This window comes from Nocardiopsis rhodophaea, from assembly GCF_039530945.1.
GTDB classification, from domain to species: Bacteria; Actinomycetota; Actinomycetes; order Streptosporangiales; family Streptosporangiaceae; genus Nocardiopsis_C; species Nocardiopsis_C rhodophaea.
On record NZ_BAAAPC010000016.1, the window covers coordinates 123,348 to 141,488 of the forward strand.

At 71.8% G+C, this 18,141-nt stretch carries 15 protein-coding genes; 6 read left to right on the forward strand and 9 right to left on the reverse strand.

What is annotated here, in order from left to right; translation table 11 throughout:
* Positions 1 to 95: 95 nt before the first annotated feature.
* Positions 96 to 2,294, forward strand: a complete 2,199-nt coding sequence (locus ABD259_RS18165) for an MMPL family transporter (RefSeq protein ID WP_344106434.1) — start codon at positions 96 to 98, stop codon at positions 2,292 to 2,294.
* 31 nt (positions 2,295 to 2,325) lie between these two features.
* On the opposite strand, the gene ABD259_RS18170 is transcribed toward ABD259_RS18165, so the two are convergent.
* A complete protein-coding gene (locus ABD259_RS18170; protein ID WP_344164106.1) occupies positions 2,326 to 3,024 on the reverse strand; it encodes a hypothetical protein in 699 nt (232 codons plus the stop codon).
* A 111-nt stretch (positions 3,025 to 3,135) separates the two neighbouring features.
* Here ABD259_RS18170 and sppA point away from each other — a divergent pair, with 111 nt between their 5' ends.
* Both sppA and ABD259_RS18180 read left to right on the forward strand, forming a co-directional pair.
* Positions 3,136 to 4,881: a signal peptide peptidase SppA gene (sppA, locus tag ABD259_RS18175; protein ID WP_344106430.1), complete on the forward strand. Its 1,746-nt coding sequence runs from the start codon at positions 3,136 to 3,138 to the stop codon at positions 4,879 to 4,881.
* A gap of 23 nt (positions 4,882 to 4,904) precedes the next feature.
* A complete protein-coding gene (locus tag ABD259_RS18180; protein ID WP_344106537.1) occupies positions 4,905 to 5,372 on the forward strand; it encodes a flavin reductase family protein in 468 nt (155 codons plus the stop codon).
* A gap of 370 nt (positions 5,373 to 5,742) precedes the next feature.
* Here the strand turns inward: ABD259_RS18180 and ABD259_RS18185 are convergent, their stop codons facing one another.
* From ABD259_RS18185 to ABD259_RS18210, 6 genes are all read right to left on the reverse strand, one after another.
* Positions 5,743 to 6,654 carry an ABC transporter substrate-binding protein gene (locus ABD259_RS18185; protein ID WP_344106428.1) on the reverse strand — a complete coding sequence of 304 codons (912 nt, stop codon included), beginning with the start codon at positions 6,652 to 6,654 and terminating at the stop codon, positions 5,743 to 5,745.
* Between the two features lie 70 nt (positions 6,655 to 6,724).
* Positions 6,725 to 7,405 (reverse strand): ABC transporter permease, encoded by a 681-nt coding sequence (locus ABD259_RS18190; protein ID WP_344106426.1) that lies wholly within the window; start codon positions 7,403 to 7,405, stop codon positions 6,725 to 6,727.
* Positions 7,402 to 8,235 carry an ABC transporter permease gene (locus ABD259_RS18195; protein WP_344106535.1) on the reverse strand — a complete coding sequence of 278 codons (834 nt, stop codon included), beginning with the start codon at positions 8,233 to 8,235 and terminating at the stop codon, positions 7,402 to 7,404. Before ABD259_RS18195 ends, ABD259_RS18190 begins: the two co-directional genes overlap by 4 nt.
* Positions 8,236 to 8,294: 59 nt before the next feature.
* Complete coding sequence (locus ABD259_RS18200; protein WP_344106424.1) at positions 8,295 to 9,491, reverse strand: ATP-binding cassette domain-containing protein; 1,197 nt, start codon at positions 9,489 to 9,491, stop codon at positions 8,295 to 8,297.
* 174 nt (positions 9,492 to 9,665) lie between these two features.
* Positions 9,666 to 10,307, reverse strand: coding sequence for an HAD family hydrolase (locus ABD259_RS18205; protein WP_412759439.1), 642 nt, complete (start codon positions 10,305 to 10,307; stop codon positions 9,666 to 9,668).
* A 183-nt stretch (positions 10,308 to 10,490) separates the two neighbouring features.
* The gene (locus tag ABD259_RS18210) at positions 10,491 to 11,201 is read right to left on the reverse strand and encodes an NUDIX hydrolase (protein ID WP_344164151.1); all 711 of its coding nucleotides are present in this window, start codon (positions 11,199 to 11,201) and stop codon (positions 10,491 to 10,493) included.
* Positions 11,202 to 11,411: 210 nt separating this feature from the next.
* Here ABD259_RS18210 and nadA point away from each other — a divergent pair, with 210 nt between their 5' ends.
* The gene (gene nadA / locus ABD259_RS18215; RefSeq protein ID WP_344164109.1) at positions 11,412 to 12,410 is read left to right on the forward strand and encodes a quinolinate synthase NadA; all 999 of its coding nucleotides are present in this window, start codon (positions 11,412 to 11,414) and stop codon (positions 12,408 to 12,410) included.
* Positions 12,411 to 12,645: 235 nt separating this feature from the next.
* Positions 12,646 to 14,445 carry an RNA polymerase sigma factor gene (locus tag ABD259_RS18220; RefSeq protein ID WP_344164112.1) on the forward strand — a complete coding sequence of 600 codons (1,800 nt, stop codon included), beginning with the start codon at positions 12,646 to 12,648 and terminating at the stop codon, positions 14,443 to 14,445.
* 151 nt (positions 14,446 to 14,596) lie between these two features.
* Here ABD259_RS18220 and ABD259_RS18225 read toward each other — a convergent pair whose 3' ends face one another.
* Positions 14,597 to 15,778 carry a steroid 3-ketoacyl-CoA thiolase gene (locus ABD259_RS18225; RefSeq protein ID WP_344164114.1) on the reverse strand — a complete coding sequence of 394 codons (1,182 nt, stop codon included), beginning with the start codon at positions 15,776 to 15,778 and terminating at the stop codon, positions 14,597 to 14,599.
* Between the two features lie 209 nt (positions 15,779 to 15,987).
* Positions 15,988 to 16,572 carry a TetR family transcriptional regulator gene (locus tag ABD259_RS18230; protein ID WP_344106412.1) on the reverse strand — a complete coding sequence of 195 codons (585 nt, stop codon included), beginning with the start codon at positions 16,570 to 16,572 and terminating at the stop codon, positions 15,988 to 15,990.
* Between the two features lie 343 nt (positions 16,573 to 16,915).
* Here ABD259_RS18230 and ABD259_RS18235 point away from each other — a divergent pair, with 343 nt between their 5' ends.
* On the forward strand, positions 16,916 to 18,130 hold the full coding sequence (locus tag ABD259_RS18235) for an acyl-CoA dehydrogenase family protein (protein WP_344106410.1): 1,215 nt from the start codon (positions 16,916 to 16,918) through the stop codon (positions 18,128 to 18,130).
* The last annotated feature ends 11 nt before the right edge of the window (positions 18,131 to 18,141 follow it).

Sequence of the window (18,141 nt, forward strand, 5' to 3'; positions counted from 1 at the left end):
GGGCGAAACCGCCGCTGGGACCCCGATATCTGCGACATCAACGGAGGAGGAGCGGGGAGCCGACCGTCGGGTGAGCGCACCGGGAAGGAGGGGCCATGTTCACCGCGTGGAGCGCCCTGGTGTACCGCCTTCGATGGGAGATCATCTCCTTCACGTTCACCATGGCGGTCATCAACGGCATCTGGGGTGCCGGGGTCGCGCCCCACCTCTCCGCCGGAGGACTGGTCCCCGCAGGCACCGAATCCGACTGGGTCGCCGAGGTCACCCACCAGCAGCTCGCGGCCATCGGCGACACCGTCCTCCTCTACCAAGGGACGGACAACGGCTACGGCGATCCCGCGTTCGACGCCGCCGTGCGGTCCAGCGTCCGCGCGCTACCGCGCGACGCGGCCCCCGACACCCACACACCGTGGAACACCCCGAAGGAACGGGCCGACAGGCTCGTGTCACGAGACGGGCGATCAATCGCCGTGGTGGTACGGCTCGCGGGAGACAACGACACCGAACGCCACGCCTCGCTCCGCCGCGTCCGCCACAGTGTTGAGACACCCACCCTGCGACGCGAGGGCGTTCACGTCAGCGTCACCGGCCCGACCGCGATTCGGGCCGAGTTCCGCGAGCTGGCCATGAGCGACCTGGCCCGGGCCGAGCTGGTCGCCTTCCCGCTCCTGCTCGCTGCGCTGGTGTGGGTGTTCGGCAGCGTCACGGCCGCCACGCTGCTGGTGGCGGTCGGCGCGGTCACGGCGGCCTGCTCCACCGCGATCCTGCGCCTGATGGCCGCGTTCACCGAGGTCACCACCTTTGCACTGAACGTGGTCGTCATGCTCGGCCTTGCCCTGACCCTCGACTACGCGCTGTTCATGGTCAGCCGGTTCCGGGAGGAGCTGGCCGCCGGCCGCGAGGTCCCCGGCGCCCTGGCCGCCATGATGCGCACCGCCGGGCGCACCATCCTCGTCTCCGGGCTCATCGTCACCATCTGCGCCAGCGGGCTGCTGGTGTTCGACCTCGGGGCGCTGAGGTCGCTCGGGCTGGGCGGCGTCGCCGCCACGTTCCTGGCCATGACCGCAGCGCTCACGGTACTGCCCGCCCTGCTCGCCGTCATCGGTCGCGGTATCGACCGGTTCCCCGTCGGGCGCCGCAAGGCGCAGGTCCCCGGAACCGCCGCCACCGGCGTGTGGGCGCGTCTGGCCCGCGGCGTCATGGCGCGACCACTGGGGTGGCTAGCCGCGAGCACCGCCGTACTCGTCGCGCTGGGGCTCCCCTTCGCCGAAGCGCGGTTCACGACGACGGGCCCCGAAGTGCTCCCCGCGCACGCCGAGTCCCGAGCGGCCTACGAGGCACTGAAGGCGGACCTGCCCGAGATCACTCTGCCCGACGCACTCGTCGTGGTCACCCGCCTGCCGAGGTTCAGTGCGGACGAAACGCTCAACGCCTACGTCGAACAGGTGGAGGCGCTGCCGGGCGTACGGGAGGGGCGGGTGCTGGGCCGCGACCGCGGTCTGGGCGTCGTAGCCGTCGACTTCGCCGCCGAACCCAAGAGCGACGCGGCACGCGATGTGGTGCGGGAGCTCCGCGCCCTCGCGCCGCCACGCGGCGCCGTCACGGCCGTCGGCGGTCAGACAGCCGAGTTGATCGACACCCTGTCCTCGGTGCGCGGCGACCTGCCGGTGATGTTGGGGACGGTGGTCGGGGTGACGCTGGCCCTGCTCTTCATCGCGTTCGGATCGGTCCTGCTGCCCGTCAAGGCCGTGCTGGTGGGCGCGCTGTCGCTGACCGCGTGCTTCGGCGTGGTGGTCTGGGGCTTCCAGGACGGCCACCTGGCCGGTCCCCTGGCTTTCACCGCGCCTCCGGGAATCGACCCCAGCGCCGTCGTGCTGATCGCCGTGATCGCCTTCGCCCTGTCCATGGACTACGAGGTGTTCCTGCTCGGACGCGTTCGCGAGGAGTGGCTGCGGTCCGGCGACAACACCGCCGCCGTCGCCGCCGGGATGCAGCGTACCGCCGGTCTCATCACCCGTGCCGCGCTGCTCATGGCCATCGTGATCGGCGCGCTGGCCACGGCCGAAGCGGTCCTGGTCAAGATGATCGCCGTCGCCCTGCTCGTCGCGATCTTCCTGGACGCCAGCCTGGTGCGGGTGATCCTCGTCCCCGCGGCGATGCGCCTCCTGGGCCGCGCCAACTGGTGGCTGCCCCGCCCCTTCTCGGCCCTGCACCGCAGGATCGACGTGCTGGAGCCGCGGCCCGCCTCGTCCTCGCCCCCGGAACCGGAGGAACCTGACCGGCCCCGGATCTGACCCGCTGTCCCGCACAGGACGCGGAGGCCCGTCAGCGCTTGTACTTCTTGGTGTTCATGGACTTGGCGACCTCGTCGTACAGGGCGGCGTACTGGCTGTCGACGGACCAGACGTACACGGCGATGTCGCTGAGGGGCAGGGACCACAGCCGGACCTCGAAGGTGTCGTTGTTCTTGCAGGTCACGGTCCAGACCCGGTGGTCGGCCTTGAGCCCGTCGGCGAGCGTGACGGTGCCGTTGCCCTCCCAGCCCCGGAGCTTTTGGTCATCGACCTCGACACCGCCGTCCTCCCAGGTGGTCAGGGACCGGCAGGCCGTGGGGTCGGGGGCCCACCCGTCGTCGGAGTTGTACTTCTGGTCCTTGGTCGGCCACTGGCCGGGGGATTTCTTGGCGACCTTCGGGATCACCTTGATGGCGCCGTAGCCGCAGCGGGCCTGGCCGGGCGGGCGCATGCACAGGGAGCCGTCGGACTCCTCGGTCGCCCAGCCGTCAGGGACGTCGATGGTGATCTTCTGGATCTCGGCCTTGGAGAACCCCGTGGGGGCCGGTGCCTCGGCGGCGGGCACGACCCCGCTGTAGGTCGCGTCGGCCTTGGGCGCGTCCTGGTCGGCGCCGCCCGAGGAATCGCCGCCGGAGCATCCGGTCGCGACCAGCGTCAACGCTGCGACGGCCGCCGCGAGGGCCGGGAGCGAAAAGACCCTGGAGTGCGTGCGGCCGGACGTGTCGGACATGCGGTTCCCTCTCTTGCCGCCGGGGGTGACCTTCCGACGATATCGGGAAGACGGAGGACACCGTCGACGGCGCCATCGCCCGCGCACCACCCCAGCTACTAGCCTGTGGACATGCCCGATGTAGCGAAGCTGCTCGCCCCCGTAGCTCAGATCCGCCAGCGGCGCACCGCCCCGCTGGTCCTCGAACTCGACCTCACCGACGGCATCACCGACGAGGTCCCGGCCGACCCACTCGGCCGCATCCTGGCGAAGCGGCGGCAGCGGCTCACCGATGTGGTCGAGGGGATCCGGCGCGGCGCCCTCGATCCCCGTGTCAAGGCGCTGATCGCCAAGGTCGACGGCAGGCCGCTGGGCTTCGCCCAGGTCCAGGAGCTGCGCACCGCCGTGCGCGCGTTCCGGAACGCGGGCAAGACCGCGGTCGTCTGGAGCGAGTCGCTCGGCGAGCTGGGCCCCGGAACGGTCCCCTACTACCTCGCCGCCGCCTTCGACGAGATCGCGCTGCTGCCCACCGGCACCGTGGGGCTGACCGGTTTGAGCATCCGGACCACGTTCGTGCGCGACGCCATTGACAAGCTCGGCGTCGAGTACGAGGTGGGCGCGCGGCACGAGTACAAGAACGCTGTCAACATGTTCACCGAGCGCGGGTACACCGAACCGCACCGCGAGGCCACCGGCCGGATCGTCGCGTCACTGAGCGACCAGGTCGTCGAGGGGATCGCCGAGGGCCGCGGTATGACCCAGGAGCGGGTCCGCGAGCTGATCGGGCGCGGCCCGTTCCCCGCGTCCGAGGCGCTGGAGAGCGGGCTTGTCGACCGTCTCGCCTACCGCGACGAGATCATCGAGGATCTGCTCGGGCGCTTCGCCTCCGGCGGACCCAAGGGCGACGGGGAAGGCGCGGGCGACACCGGCCGCCCGAGGCTGCAGTTCGTCCCGCGCTATCAGCACCGCCAGGTGCTGGCCGAGCGTGTCCCGGCCGTGCGGCGCGAAGGCTTCATCGCGCTGATCAGCGCCACGGGCGCGGTGCAGACCGGGCGCAGCCGCCGTTCCCCGATGGGCGGCGGCAGCGGTATGGGGTCCGACACCATCGCGGCCGCGTTCCGTGCCGCGCGCCGTGATCCGCAGGTGAAGGCGGTGGTGTTCCGGGTGGACAGCCGCGGCGGGTCGCCCGTGGCCTCCGACATCATCCGCCGTGAGTGCAAGCTGACCAGCGAGTCCGGCACCCCGGTCATCGCGTCGATGGGCGATGTCGCCGGTTCGGGCGGCTACTACGTCACGCTGGGCGCCGACGCGATCGTGGCCCACCCGGGGACGATCACCGGGTCTATCGGCGTCTTCGTCGGCAAGCCGGTGCTCAAGGGCCTGATGGGGCGCATCGGTGTCAGTACCGACGCGATCGACGGGGGCCAGCATTCCGGCATGTTCGCCACCGACCGCGGGTTCACCGAATCGGAGTGGGAGCGCGTCAACACGCTGCTCGACACCATCTACGACGACTTCACCGGGAAGGTGGCCGAGGCGCGCGGCATGTCCCGGGAGCGGGTCCACGAGGTGGCCCGAGGGCGTGTGTGGACCGGGCGGGACGCCTACGAGCGCGGCCTGGTCGACGCGCTGGGCGGGCTGGACAGGGCGGTCCGCATGGCCCGCGCGAAGGCCGGGCTCGGCGTGTCGGCACCGCTGCGCCTGTACCCGCAGCCCAACCCGCTGGACCAGCTGGTGCCCGCGGAGTCTAGTGAGGACAAGAGCGAGGCCGGGGAGGCCCGGCTGAGCATGTGGGGGCCGCTGGCGCAGGTCGCGGAGCGCCTCGGCCTGCCCGCTGGAGGCCCGCTGGTCATGCCCGAGGTGTGGGAGATCCGGTGAACCCCGGTGAGTTCCTGGAGACGATGGCCCGCTTGCCCACCGGCGTGACGGTCGTGACGGTGTCCGACGAGCTCGACGACATCGGCAGCACGGTGAGCGCCTTCGCGTCCATCTCCGCCGAGCCGCCCATCGTCATGCTCAGCGTGATCCGGACGAGTTACCTGTGCGAGGTCATCGACCTGCGCGGGAGGTTCGCGGTGAACGTGCTCGGCGAGCGCCACCGGGCGATCGCCGGGCGGTTCGCGGCCGAGGGGCGCCCCTCGGCCCGGCTGCTGGTGGCCGCCGAGGCCCACCACCGGGGGGAGCACAGCGGAGCGCTGATCCTCGACTCGGCGATCGCCGCCCTGGAGTGCTCGGTGAGCCAGCGGGTGGAGGCCGGGGACCACATCGTCTACCTGGCCGAAGTGGAGGGGCTGCCGGACGTGGAGGGCGCCAGGGCAGGGACATCTCCGCTGATCAGGTACGGCGGACGCTACCGCGGTCTGCGGTAGGCGAAACTCTCTAGAGAGGTTGCTCCCCGCACCTTGGGGAGAGCCTTTTCCCGCCCAACCGCTAGTTTCTCCCGCGCCATGTCCGCTGTGCAATGGAAGCATGGACGGCTTCTACACGGTTCTCGGGATCCTCGTGGTCGGGTTGATCCTGGCCATGATCCTGTGAACGCATCCCCATGCCCCGATCCCGCTACCAGGACCCCACACCTGTCTCTGCTACCTCCGCTATCTCCACACCTACCACCCGACCTGCCCCCCGACCTACCTCCACATCCCGGCCGTCCGCCGGCTGCGCGAGGCCCGGTGGACGGCCGTCCACGACGCGAGGGCCGCCGGGGCCGCCGCGCCGAACACGTGCCGACGCTCCGCGTCAGGCGAGTCCGGCGGAGTCCAGCCAGTCCGCGGCGACATCGGCCGCGTTCTCGTGGTCGATGCTCACGCGCTCGTTGAGTTCGCTCAGCGTCTCGGTGGTGAGCTTCGCCGACACGGCGTTGAGCGCGGCGCGCGCCTTGTCGTCGACGGCATCGCTGTTGACCAGCGGGGTGACGTTCTGCGTGCCGAACAGGCCCTCGGGGTCGTCCAGCGGCACAAAGTCGTTCTTGACGATCGCCGGGTCGGTGGTGAACAGGTTAGCGGCCTGCACGTCCCCGTTCTTCAGCGCCTGCGGCAGCAGGGAGGCGTCCAGCGCCCGGAACTTCTTGAACTCCACGCCGTAGGTCGCGTTCAGTCCGGGGACGCCTTGGGGGCGCGTCTCGAATTCGGGGGGTCCGCCCAGCGTCATGTCCCCGGCGACCTTCTTCAGGTCGTTGAGGCTCGTCAACCCCTTCTTCTCGGCGGTCTCCCTGGTGACCGACACCGAGTCCTTGTTCTCGGCCGGGGCCGCGTCGAGGATCTCCAGCCCCTCGGGCAGGCGTTCCTCCACCGCCTTGTTGGTCTGCTCGGTGTCCGTGGCCTTGGCGTCCGGGTCGAGGTAGTAGAGGATGGCGCCGTTGTACTCGGGGAACACCGACAGGTTGCCCTCCGCGATCTGGTCGTAGTAGACCTCGCGGCTGCCGATGTTGAGCTGGGTGCCGACCTCCATGCCCTTGGCCTCCAGCGCCTTGGCGTAGATGTGGGCGAGCAGGGTGCTCTCCGGGAAGTCGGCGGACCCGACCACGATCTTCCCGCTTCCCCCGCTGCCTTGGTCCGCGCCGTCGCCGCTGTAGGGGTCGCTGCCGCCGCAGGCGGCGAGGAGCGGGAGCAGGGCGAGCCCCACGATCGCGAATCGCATCGGTCTACGCATGTCGTGCCTATCTTTCTCTTCCGTCGCGCGGTTGATGGGGATCGGGTTGGGGTGAAGGGTGCGGTGGAGGTCAACGTCCGGCCGGCGTGCCACGGCGCAACGCCGGTGCGACGAGGACCCGCCCCAGCACGCCGAACAGCGCCGTCACGATCAGCGCCAGGACGACCACCAGCAGCGAGCCGCCCAGCATCATCGGCAGGTCCTGTCGGGCCTGCCCGTCGACGATGAAGCGGCCGAGCCCGCCGATGCCGACATAGGCGGCGATCGTGGCGGTGGAGATGACCTGAACGGCCGCGGTGCGCAGCCCGAGCAGGATCAGCGGCAGCGCGACCGGGAGTTCGAGGCGGAACAGCACCTCCGTGCCCCGCATGCCCATGCCCTGGGCGGCGTCCTTGAGTTGCGGGTCGACGTTGCGCACGCCCTCGTAGGTGTTGACCAGGATCGGCGGCACGGCGAGTGCGACCAGGGCGACCATGACCGGCAGGAGCCCGATCCCGACGAGCAGCACGACGAGGAAGAGCACCCCGATGGTGGGCAGGGCGCGGGCGAAGTTGGCCAGGCTGGCGAGGAGGAACCCGCCGCGGCCGGTGTGCCCGGTGAGCAGCCCGAGGGGGACGGCGATGGCCGCCGACAGCAGCAGCGCGAGGCCGGAGTAGCCGACGTGCTCGGCGAAGCGGACCGGGATGCCGCTGGACCCGACCCACTGCTCGGGCTGGGCCAGCCACTCCAGGATCCACATGATGACGTTCATCGGCCCTCCTCCCCGCGCGTTCCGCCCGCGGGACGGTCCCGTCCCGGAGCTGCCGGTCCCGGCGTGTCGGTTCCCGCTCCCGCCCCCGCGGGGGCCGCCGCCACCGCCGCGGTGCCGGTCCCCGCCGCCTGATCGGCGGGGACTTGCTGGATCCGCGTCCGGCCGCGCGCGGCTCGCCGGCCCCGTTCGCCGCTGCCACCGCGCCGCGTCCACGGGGTCAGCAGGTACTGCAGCAGCACCAGAAGGGCGTCGGTGAGGAAGGCCAGCGCCACCGACAGCACGACACCGACGATGATCGGGGCCGGGAACTGGCGCTTGAACCCCTCACTGAGGATGAGCTGGCCGAGCCCGCCCAGGCCGACCAGGGAGGCCACGCTCACCATGCTGATCGTGGCGACCGCCGCGACCCGCAGTCCCGCGATGACGACGGGGATGGCGATACGCAGCTCGACCTGGAGCAGGCGGCGCAGCGGCCCGAAGCCCATGGCGACGGCGGCCTGGCGCACGTGGTCGGGCACCTGGTTCAGGCCGTCGACGACGTTGGGCACCAGGATCGTCAGCGTGTAAAGGGTCAGCGGGATGATCGCCGTCCACAGGCTGAAGCCGGTGTAGGGAAGCATCAGGAAGAACAGCGCGATCGACGGGATCGCGTACAGGACGTTCACGCCCGTCAGCACCGGTGGGTACAGGCGGCGCCACCGCGCACTGGCGACGCCGATCGGCAGGGCGAGCGCCAGGCCGAGCAGGATCGGCGCGTACGACAGCAGCGTGTGCTCGACCAGCCGGGGCCAGACGATCGTGGCGAAATTGTCGCAGGTCCAGGTGAGCACCGACGGCCCCTCGGCCTCCTCCGAGGCCAGGGAGCGCACCGCGGTGCACAGGCCGTCGGTCACGGCGCACCCCGATTCGCCGTGGACTCCGTGCCCTCCGCGGACGCGGCGGTGGTCCCCCCGCCGGTCCCGCCACTGTCGGGCTCGCCCACCGACCAGATGGCCGAGCCCAGATCGGTCTGCGCGACGACACCGACGACCGTCCCGTCCTCGCTCACGCCGACCGCGCGGCCGGCGGGCGAGAGGACGGCGGCGTCCAGGGCGGCGCGCAGCGAGTCGGTGGGGACGGTGAACACGTGCCCGTAGGCGACCAGCTCCAGGTCGCCGAGCTTCCGGTCTCCCTCGGTGCCGTCGAGGAGCACGGCCGAGACCCAGCCGAGCGGGTGCCGCTCGGCGTCGACGACCAGCAGCCACGGCTCGTCCAGCGTCCGTGCCAGCGACCGCGCCGCCCCCGCCGACATGTCGGCGCCGACGACCACGTCGCCGCGGAGCGAGAGTTTCCCGGCCGGGAAGAAGGAGAGCCGCCGCACGCCCCGGTCGTAGCCGATGAAGGACTCGACGAACTCGTCGGCGGGGTCGGCGAGCAGGCGTTCGGGGCGGTCCATCTGGGCGAGGCGGCCGCCGGGGCGGAACACGGCGATGGCGTCGCCGAGCTTGACAGCCTCGTCGATGTCGTGGGTGACGAAGACGATGGTCTTGTGCAGTTCGGACTGGAGCCGGAGCAGCTCTTCCTGGAGGCTGGCCCGGACGACGGGGTCCACCGCGCTGAACGGCTCGTCCATCAGCAGGATGGGCGGGTCGGCCGCCAGGGCGCGGGCCACGCCGACGCGCTGCTGCTGCCCGCCGGAGAGCTGGTGCGGGTAGCGCTTGGCCTGACCCGATTCGAGGCCCACCAGCTCCATCAGCTCAGCGGCCCGCGCCCGCGCCTCGCGTTTGGGCTGCCCGATCAGCAGCGGCACGGTGGCGATGTTGTCCACGATGGTGCGGTGGGGGAAGAGGCCCGCCTGCTGGATGACGTAGCCGATCGACCGGCGCAGCATGGCGGGGTCGCGGGAGCGCACGTCGTCGCCGTCGATCGAGACGACCCCGCCGGTGGGGTCCACCATGCGGTTGATCATGCGCAGGGCGGTGGTCTTGCCGCTGCCGGAGGACCCGACGAGCACGGTGGTCCGACCGGCGGGGACGGTCATGTCGAGGTCGTCGACGGCGACGGTTCCGTCCGGATAGCGCTTGGAAACGCCCTCGAAGGTGATCATTGTGGGTGGCCGCGTCTCTCATCCGGGCGGTGACGCCCCTGGTGGTTCATGGGCATGGCAGGGGCCGGTGCCCCTGGGAGGCGGATCGGGTCGCAATCTTCCCGGGAAAGGAGGCGGCAAACAAGCACCGGCGAACAGCGGCGCCGTTCGCCCTGTCGACCGTGTTCACGGTGATCAGCCCTGGTCGGCGATCCATCCGGGCAGTTCGTCCAAGCCGTTGAGTACGACGTCGGCGCGTTTGGCGTCCGACCGTTCGGCGTGCAGGTAGCCCAGCATGCCGCGACGAATCAGCGCCGCGCGCATCCCCGCTTCCTGCGCCGGGATGACGTCGTTGTCGATGCGGTCCCCGACGTAGAGGATCTCGTTGTGGTCGACCCCGGCCACCTCACCGACGCGGGTGAAGAAGGCGGGGTCGGGCTTGGCCACACCCCAGGCGTCGGAGACGTGGATCTGGTCGACCGGCAGGTCCATGGCCGCCAGGGCGGGGGCGGCCGACAGCGGCTGGTTTCCGGCGATGAGGACGCCCAGGCCCATGCCGCGCAGGGCGGCGAGGGCGGGACGGACGTCGGGGTACAGGTCGTCGGAGTCGAAGCTCTCGCGCAGTGAGTCGGGTTCCTCGGCACGCCAGGCGGCGGATTCGGCCTCAAGGTCGAACCCGGGCTTGACCACGCGGAACACGTCCATGAGCTCGCGTCCCTGGGCGAGCATGCCGCCCATGAGACCGAAGAAGGCCAGGCGGGGAACACCGAGCCGGTCGGCCCAGCGGGCGAAGATGCGTGTCTCGTCGATCAGGGTCTCGCCGACGTCGAACACCACACTGCGAATCGTCACGAAATGGACGCTAACACGTCCCCGACTGCGGTTTCTTCCGGCACCTGCGCACGCGGAATGGGACATCACACAGCGTGCGGCCGGCACCCGCCGCGCGTTCCCGTCGTCGCCGCCGCCACGCGCCTCGTGCGCGCCCGTCGGGCGGCGGGGAGAAAAGGACGCGCCCCGTCAAGCGCGCGCCGGGGGGCGCAGGACGGCGAAGGCGTCGGTGATCTCCAGCTGCCGGGCCCGGAAGCGGAACATCGCGGCCGGGCGCCCGCCGGAGCGGCCCGACGGCACGGACTCGCCGGTCTCCTCGATCTGGCCGCGGCGCAGGAGCACCCGGCGCAGGTTGGTGGCGGCGACGTCGTGGCCCAGCGCGGCCCGGTAGTAGCGGGACAGCTCCGACATGGTGAACTCCGGCGGGGCCAGCGCGAACCCGATGTTGGTGTAGGAGAGCTTGGCGCGCAGCCGGCGGCGGCCGGAGGCGACGATCGCGGCGTGGTCGAAGCCCATCAGCGGCAGGTCGGAGGCGGTGTGCCAGGCTGTGTCGGCGGGGATGACCGGGTCGATGTCGGCCGGAACCAGGCCCAGGTAGGCGGTGGCCAGCGTGCGCCCCTGGGGGTGGCGGTCGGGCGCGCCGCGGGTCTCCAGCTGCTCCAGGTGTGTGAGTTCGCGCACATCCACTTTCTGAGCGAGCTGGCGCCGGATGGATTCGTCCAGACCCTCGGCGTGGCCGAGCTCGCCGCCGGGCAGCACCCAGTGATGCTCGAAGGGCGGGCGGCCGCGGCGCCACAGCAGGACACTCAGCCGGTCCTGCCGGATCTGGAAGACGACGGCGAGCACCTCGTGGGCGGCGACGCCCGGCCCGTGCGGCGATTGCGGCCTCGGGTGTGTCATCGGCCGCTCCGCGCCTCCCCCGTCGTGCCCCGGCTCGTCCTTCTCGTTGATGTCCGCCTCCGCCCCGGTCCCGCGCATAGGTCACATGTTAGGCTTTGTCGAGTTTTAGCCTAGTAGGCACAAACTTGGCGTGGTCGTCACGACACGCCCCGAAACACGACGCCCGGCCCCTCTGACCGGCGTCCCCCGTCCGAACGGAAGTGCAAGGACATGGCAACGGTCACCGCCACCGCGGACAACATGACCAGGGCGGCATGGGCCGAGGAGGTCCGCCGCCTCGCGAAGGAGCGCGACGCGGTCATCCTCGCGCACAACTACCAGCGGCCGGAAATCCAGGACGTCGCCGACCACACCGGCGACTCCCTCGCGCTGTCCCGTCTCGCGGCGTCGGCGGAGGCGAGCACGATCGTGTTCTGCGGCGTCCACTTCATGGCCGAGACCGCCAAGATCCTCGCACCGGAGAAGACGGTCCTTATCCCCGACCCCGCGGCCGGATGCTCACTGGCCGACACCATCACGGCCGAGGACGTCCGGTCCTGGCGCGCCGAGCACCCCGGCGCCGTCGTCGTCGCCTATGTCAACACCAGCGCGGCGGTCAAGGCGGAGACCGACATCTGCTGCACGTCGTCCAACGCCGCCGACGTCATCCGGTCCATTCCGGAAGATAAGGAGATCCTGTTCCTGCCGGACCAGTTTTTGGGCGCGCACGTCAAGCGGATCACCGGGCGGGACAACATCCACGTGTGGATGGGCGAGTGCCACGTGCACGCCGGAATCGACGGCGGCACCCTGCGCGAACGGGCCGCGGCCGAGCCCGACGCCGAGCTGTACGTGCACCCGGAGTGCGGATGTGCCACCTCCGCCCTGTACCTGGTGGGCAGCGGGGCCGTTCCCGAGGAGCGCGTCAAGGTGCTCTCCACGGGCGGCATGCTCAGCGCCGCGGAGAACACCACGGCGGACAAGGTCCTCATCGCCACGGAGACCGGCATGCTGCACCAGCTGCGCGCGGCCAACTCCACGACGACCTTCGAGCCGGTCAACCCGCGCGCCGAGTGCCACTACATGAAGATGATCACCGCCGACAAGCTGCTCGCCTCGCTGCGTGACGGCAGCGGCGAGATCAAGGTGGACGAGGAGACCTCCGCCAAGGCCCGCCGCTCGGTGGAGCGGATGATCGCGATCGGTTCCCCCTCGCGCGGCGGCGAGTAGCGGTCCGGCACCTGACGCCATAGCGGGGGTCCGGAATTCGGCATCTGGCCTCCGAACCCCCGCCCGTCGCCTTTTCTCGTCGAGTGACAGATCTCTTACCGTCCCGCCACAGGTCGGGCATGCGGCGGACAGCGCCGTTCCCGCGTCGTTAGCGTCATCCGGACAACTCAGGCGCTATTTCCTGGTCTCAAATTCAGGGGTCCGCCGGGGACGGTGTCGCACTCAAGGAGGGGAAGTGACGACGCGAAGCGAGGCCGAGCAGCGACGGGGAGAGGGGTCCGATCCGGACTTCGCTGTGTTGCTGCGCGAGGGGCGCGGATTCGACCGCTGCTATGACACCTTCGCCCCGCGGCTCTACCGCTACTGCTGGTCGCTTGTGGAGCCCGCGCACTGGACGCACGGCGAGAAGAACACGGACGCCGACGGCGGCACTGCCGAGGAGCCCGCGGCCACGGCCGTGCGGCAGACGTTCCTCGCCGCGGCCGAGCTCATCGACGAACTGGGCGACCGCACCCTCTTTCGGCCGTGGCTGTTCTCCCTGGCACGGGCCGCGAGCCAGCGGCAGGGGTTCGCCACCCGCTCGCCCCTCGCCGACCTGGCCACGGTCCCGGTCGAGCGCCCGGCCGTGGAGGTGGCCCGCCGCCTGCCCCCCAGCCACCGCGAGCTGCTCGAACTGCACCTGCGGCACGCGCTCCCCGTCTCCGAGATCGCCAAGGTGCTCAGCCTCGACACCGACATCGCGGGGGAGCTGTGCCGCGCGGCCGTCCGCCGGGCCGCCGACGTCCTGTCCGAGTTCGCCAAGGCGCCGGGATCCGTCGTCGACATGGTCCTGTCCGCCGACGCCATGGCCACTGGCTCCACCGACACCCCGGCGGCCAACATCAGTGACGCCTCGCGGGGCAGATCCGCCCAGAGCGGCGGAGACAGACCCGCCTGGACACCGTCCGACGTCGCCCGGCTCCTAGCCGTACTCGAACCGCCCGGTCCCCCCGCGGACCTGCGCGAAGAGATCCTGGAGGCGTGCACCAGCGAGGAGCGGGCGGAACGGCGACGCCGGGCCGCCGCCGAACTTCGCCCGCTGACCACCGACGGCTTCCCCCAGCACCGCGAGCGGGCCGAGCCCAAGGCCGCGGCGTCCTCCTCCGGCACGCCCGCCCCCGCCGCGGCCTCCGCTTCCTCCGGGGCGCGCACGCCAAGCGGCACGACGGCGGGACGCCGCACCGCGGCCCACCGCCCCGCCGCGCGACGGCGCAAAGGAAACGAGAAGCGCGGGCAGGAGGCACCGAAAGGGGCCTCCGCCCGGAAGGCCGCGAAGCCGGGGGCACCACGTGACACCGCGCGCGGATCCGCGCAGCGCCGCGAACCCCGGAAGCTTCCCCGCGACCGGATCACCACCCGCGACGTCGATCGGATCTCGGCCACCGAACCGGTCGCCAAGCCGACCCGGCCGCCACGCAAGGAGGACGGCCGTTCCCCCAACGCCCGCAAGGACAAAAGAGCGCCGGAGAACAAGCGGCGCCGCTGGCCCGCGTCCGCCATCTCCGGCCTGGTCACCGTGGCCGCTTCGGTCCTGCTGTCGGCGAGCGCCGTCTTCATGAACGGCGACCCCGGCGACACCATCACCGACCCGGGTCCCCCCGGCCTGCCGTCACCGGCACCGCTGACCGATGAGCTGACCGCCGAGGACGACCCCGGCGTCGGCGGCACGATCAGCGGCACGGGCGGCGGCAGGGCCGCGGGTCCCGCGCCGGGCGGCTCGGGAGGCGGCGCGCCGCAGGGCAACCCGGCAGGGCCGGCCGTCGGCGCGGACAGCGGTACCGAGGCCGCCGACCAGCGGGAAGGTGGCGCGAAACGCGGTGACGACCGAACGGATCCGGACCCCACGGCCTCGCCCAGCGTCTCCGCCAGCCCGAGCCCTCCCGAAGACGGGACCCCGACGAAGGAGGACAGCGGCAAGGGCGGCGACGGTGACGACGGCTCCGGCGGCGGCACTATGGCGAAGTTCTTCGACGACCTGAGGAACTTCCTGGGCTGACCGGTGTGCCCGCGGCACGATGGCGCAACCGTCACCGCCGGGTACGTCGCGCGGACCGTGACCGGCCGCCCGCGTTCCCGCGGCCGCGGCCCGCTCGACACGGCGTCGGCATGGGGCGGCTACTCCCTCGCCGCAGTGGGGGCCAGCCCAATCAGGACGCGCGTTCCAGCACACTCGCGGTCGCGAGCGCGCCGCCGGCGCACATCGTCACCAGTGCGGTCGCGGCGCCGCGGCGTTCGAGTTCGTGGAGGGCGGTCGTGACGAGCCGGGCGCCGGTGGCGCCCACGGGATGGCCCAGGGCGATGGCCCCGCCGTTGACGTTCACCCGGTCCGGGTCCGGGCGGTGCTGCCGGCACCACGACAGGACGACGGCGGCGAACGCCTCGTTCACCTCGACGAGGTCGATGTCGCCCAGCGTCATGCCCGCGGCCGCCAGTGCCTGCGCGGTCGCGCGGATCGGGCCGTCGAGGTGGTAGTGGGGCTCCGCCCCGGTCAGGACCTGGGCGCGAAGCCGTGCGCGGGCGGGCAGGCCCCTGGAACGCGCACGCTCCTCGCTGGTCAGCAGCACCGCGGCGGCGCCGTCGGAGATCTGGGCGGACGTACCGGCCGTGTGCAGCGCTTTGTCGGCGACGGGGCGCAGGGCGGCCAGGCCCTCGGAGGTGGTCGGGCGCAGGCCCTCGTCGCGCGTGATGGTGCCGTCTCCATCGGCGCGCGGGGGTGAGCCGCCATGGTCGGCGGACGGCTCCGCGGCCGCCGCGAGGGGTACCGGCACGATCTCGCGGTCGAAGCGCCCCTCGTCCCATGCCGTCAGGGCGCGGCCCTGGGAGCGGACCCCCCAGTCGTCGAGGTCGCGGCGGGTCAGTCCGCGGCGGTGGGCGATGCGTTCGGCGGCGGTGAACTGGTCGGGAAGGTCGAGGGACCAGTCAGGGGGGCGGGGGTCGTCGGGGTAGACGCTGCGGCCCAGCGGGACGCGGCTCATCGCCTCGACTCCGCAGGCGACCGCGGTGTCGGCGGCGCCGGCCTGGATCAGCGCCGCCGCGATGTGCAGGGCCTGCTGGCTGGAGCCGCATTGCGCGTCGAGCGTGGTGACCCCGACCTGCCAGGGCAGTCCGGCGTACAGCCAGGCGTGGCGGCCGATATGGTTCCCCTGCTCGCCGCCCTGGGTGACACATCCGGCGACGACCTGGCCGACCTCATGCGGGTCGATCCCCGCCCGCTCCACCACGGCGCGCTGCACGTGGGCCAGCAGGGCCATGGGCTTGATCTCGGATAACGCGCCGCGCCGCTTGCCGATGGGGGTCCGGACCGCTTCGACGATGACGGGGGTCGCCATGCCGCCTCCTGGCGCCGCGTGCCGCTGGGTAAAGTGCGCGCTCGAAGAGCAGACTATAACGCGTTCTATTTTTGGGGGGAAGGGGTGGGAACCCGGCATAGCGGCGTGAAAGCCCACACGCGGTGTTCACGTATCGCCCGCCCGAGCGACGGGTTTCGGGTGATCCACAACACCCGCGCGCCGGAGGCGCACGGGCCGACGGGCACCGCTCAGAAGCCCGCGAGCAGGGGTTCCGCCGCGACTTCCAGGCGCTGCTGCACCTGCTCCATGTCGCGGTGCCCCTTGAGGATCTCCAGCAGTTCGAAGATCCAGATACTCGCCAGCGACCCGACGAGGACGTAGTCGTCGGCGTCGCGGTCGGGCGGCGCGCTTTCCTCATTCCCGGCGACCGGAGTCCCCGTGGCCACCCGGTAGAGCAGGTCGGTGATGCGCGCGCCCAGCTCGGTCTTGACCTCCGCCATGATCAGCGAGCGAACCAGCGCGTCGGCCAGCTCCGGTTCGCGCATCAGGCCCCGAGTGGCGCGCATCAGCACGTCAACGGCGCGCCCCGCGGCGGTCTCGGCGTTCGGCGGGCGACGGCTGATGCTGGTCTCCAAGAGGTCCAGCTCCTCGGTGACCACCGCGACGACCAGATCCATCTTCGATGGAAAGTAGCGGTAGAGCGTGCCCAGCGCGACACCGGCGCGTTCGGCCACCGTCCGCATCTGCATGGCTTCGACGCCGCCGCGCAGCGCCAGGGCTGCCGCCGTCTGAACGATCCGCTTGCGGCGCTGGTTCTGATTCCGCATCCGCATCCCAATCGGCGCCTGGACCGCCACGGCGTTACTCCCATCATCGTCGTCGCGGGCGCATCCGCCCCGCGTGGACCCTGGCACGACCGCACCGGCCGTGTCGGCCACTCCCCCGTCACCCGGACGCCATCCGCTAACGCCCGGCCGGACTTCTATGAGAACACGTTATCCAAGGATCACCTAGGACTTCATCATTAGACAACTGTGGATAAGGCCTCATCGGGCGATGTCCACGGCGGTAAAGAGACCGGAAACACACACCATCCAGGCCTCTGGCGCGTCTTAATAGAATCTGTTCTACTGAGTGGGCAGGGTTGGGCATCGACGGCGACCAGCGGAGTGCACCGTGGACTACTCCCTCGACCGCGACCAGCAGGACCTGCGCGCACTGGCGGCCGACGTCCTCGCGCGCGCGACCCAGAGCGGGGCGCGGGACGCCCCCGCCGAGGCACCGTTCGACACGGCGACCTGGAAGGCCATGGCACAGGCCGGACTGCTGGGGACCGCCGTCGGAGAAGACCAGGGAGGGACCGGGCCGGGCCCGGTCGAGGTGGCCGTGGTGCTGCGGGAGGTCGGGGCCCGCACGTCCCGGGTCCCCGCCTTCGCCACGCTCGCACTCGGGGCGCTGCCGGTGGCACTGTGCGGCACGCCGGACCAGCGCGCGGCACTCGCCCCCGTCGTGACCGGCGACCACATCCTGGCGGCACCCCTGGGCGCGCCGGGCCGCGCCGACGGTGCCATCACCGATCCGGCGACGACCGCCCGCCGCCAGGGCAGCGACTACCTCCTGCACGGCGTGACGACGTCCGTCCCGTACGCCACCGCGGCGCACACCCTCCTGATTCCGGCGCGGCTGGACGACGGCGGGGTCGGCGTCCTCCTCGTCCCCGGCGACGCCCCCGGACTCAGCCGCCCCCCGCAGCCCGCGGGAACACCCGACCCGGCCTACGGAACCGGCCTGGACGGCGTGCGGGTCCCGGTCACCGCTCTGCTCGGCGGGGATACCACCGGTGCGGCAGCGCGCACCCTGCACCGCTGTGCCCTGGCCGGACTCGCCGCGACCGTCTCCGGCGCCCTCACCGGTGCGCTGGAGCTCACCACCGAGCACGTCAAGACCCGGCGCCAGTTCGGCCGCGCCCTGGCCGAACTCCAGGCCGTCACCATGAAGGTCGGCGACATCTACGTGGCGGCCCGCGCCCTGGACGCGGCGATGTGGGCCGGGGTCTGGCGGCTGGCCACGAGCGGAGCGCCGAACCGGCGCGCGGGCGCGGGCATCGACGCGCCATCCGCCGCAGCGACGGCGGCGGAGGACGACACCGACCACGTGCTGGCCGCCGCCGCCCTCCTCATCACCGACCAGGTCCTGGACGCCTTCTACACCGCGCAGCACCTGCACGGCGGCCTCGGGGTGGACGTCACGTACCCCCTGCATCGACATTTCTCCATCGGAAAGTGGGCCTCGGCGGTTCTCGGCGGGCCGGAGACGCAGCTCGACGCGCTCGGCCGCCTGGCGGCCCTCGGCGCTCCCGTCCACGTCCACCCCGTCCACGCCCGCGACTAAGGACCCCTGGA

What these genes read in the sequence shown, in the direction of transcription:
- ABD259_RS18190 (WP_344106426.1), bottom strand. Translation starts at nt 7,405, where the DNA reads ATGAACGTCATCATGTGGATCCTGGAGTGGCTGGCCCAGCCCGAGCAG.
- ABD259_RS18170 (WP_344164106.1), bottom strand. Translation starts at nt 3,024, where the DNA reads ATGTCCGACACGTCCGGCCGCACGCACTCCAGGGTCTTTTCGCTCCCG.
- ABD259_RS18210 (WP_344164151.1), bottom strand. Translation starts at nt 11,201, where the DNA reads ATGACACACCCGAGGCCGCAATCGCCGCACGGGCCGGGCGTCGCCGCC.
- ABD259_RS18230 (WP_344106412.1), bottom strand. Translation starts at nt 16,572, where the DNA reads ATGCGGATGCGGAATCAGAACCAGCGCCGCAAGCGGATCGTTCAGACG.
- nadA (WP_344164109.1), top strand. Translation starts at nt 11,412, where the DNA reads ATGGCAACGGTCACCGCCACCGCGGACAACATGACCAGGGCGGCATGG.
- ABD259_RS18180 (WP_344106537.1), top strand. Translation starts at nt 4,905, where the DNA reads ATGGCCCGCTTGCCCACCGGCGTGACGGTCGTGACGGTGTCCGACGAG.
- sppA (WP_344106430.1), top strand. Translation starts at nt 3,136, where the DNA reads ATGCCCGATGTAGCGAAGCTGCTCGCCCCCGTAGCTCAGATCCGCCAG.
- ABD259_RS18200 (WP_344106424.1), bottom strand. Translation starts at nt 9,491, where the DNA reads ATGATCACCTTCGAGGGCGTTTCCAAGCGCTATCCGGACGGAACCGTC.
- ABD259_RS18165 (WP_344106434.1), top strand. Translation starts at nt 96, where the DNA reads ATGTTCACCGCGTGGAGCGCCCTGGTGTACCGCCTTCGATGGGAGATC.
- ABD259_RS18185 (WP_344106428.1), bottom strand. Translation starts at nt 6,654, where the DNA reads ATGCGTAGACCGATGCGATTCGCGATCGTGGGGCTCGCCCTGCTCCCG.
- ABD259_RS18225 (WP_344164114.1), bottom strand. Translation starts at nt 15,778, where the DNA reads ATGGCGACCCCCGTCATCGTCGAAGCGGTCCGGACCCCCATCGGCAAG.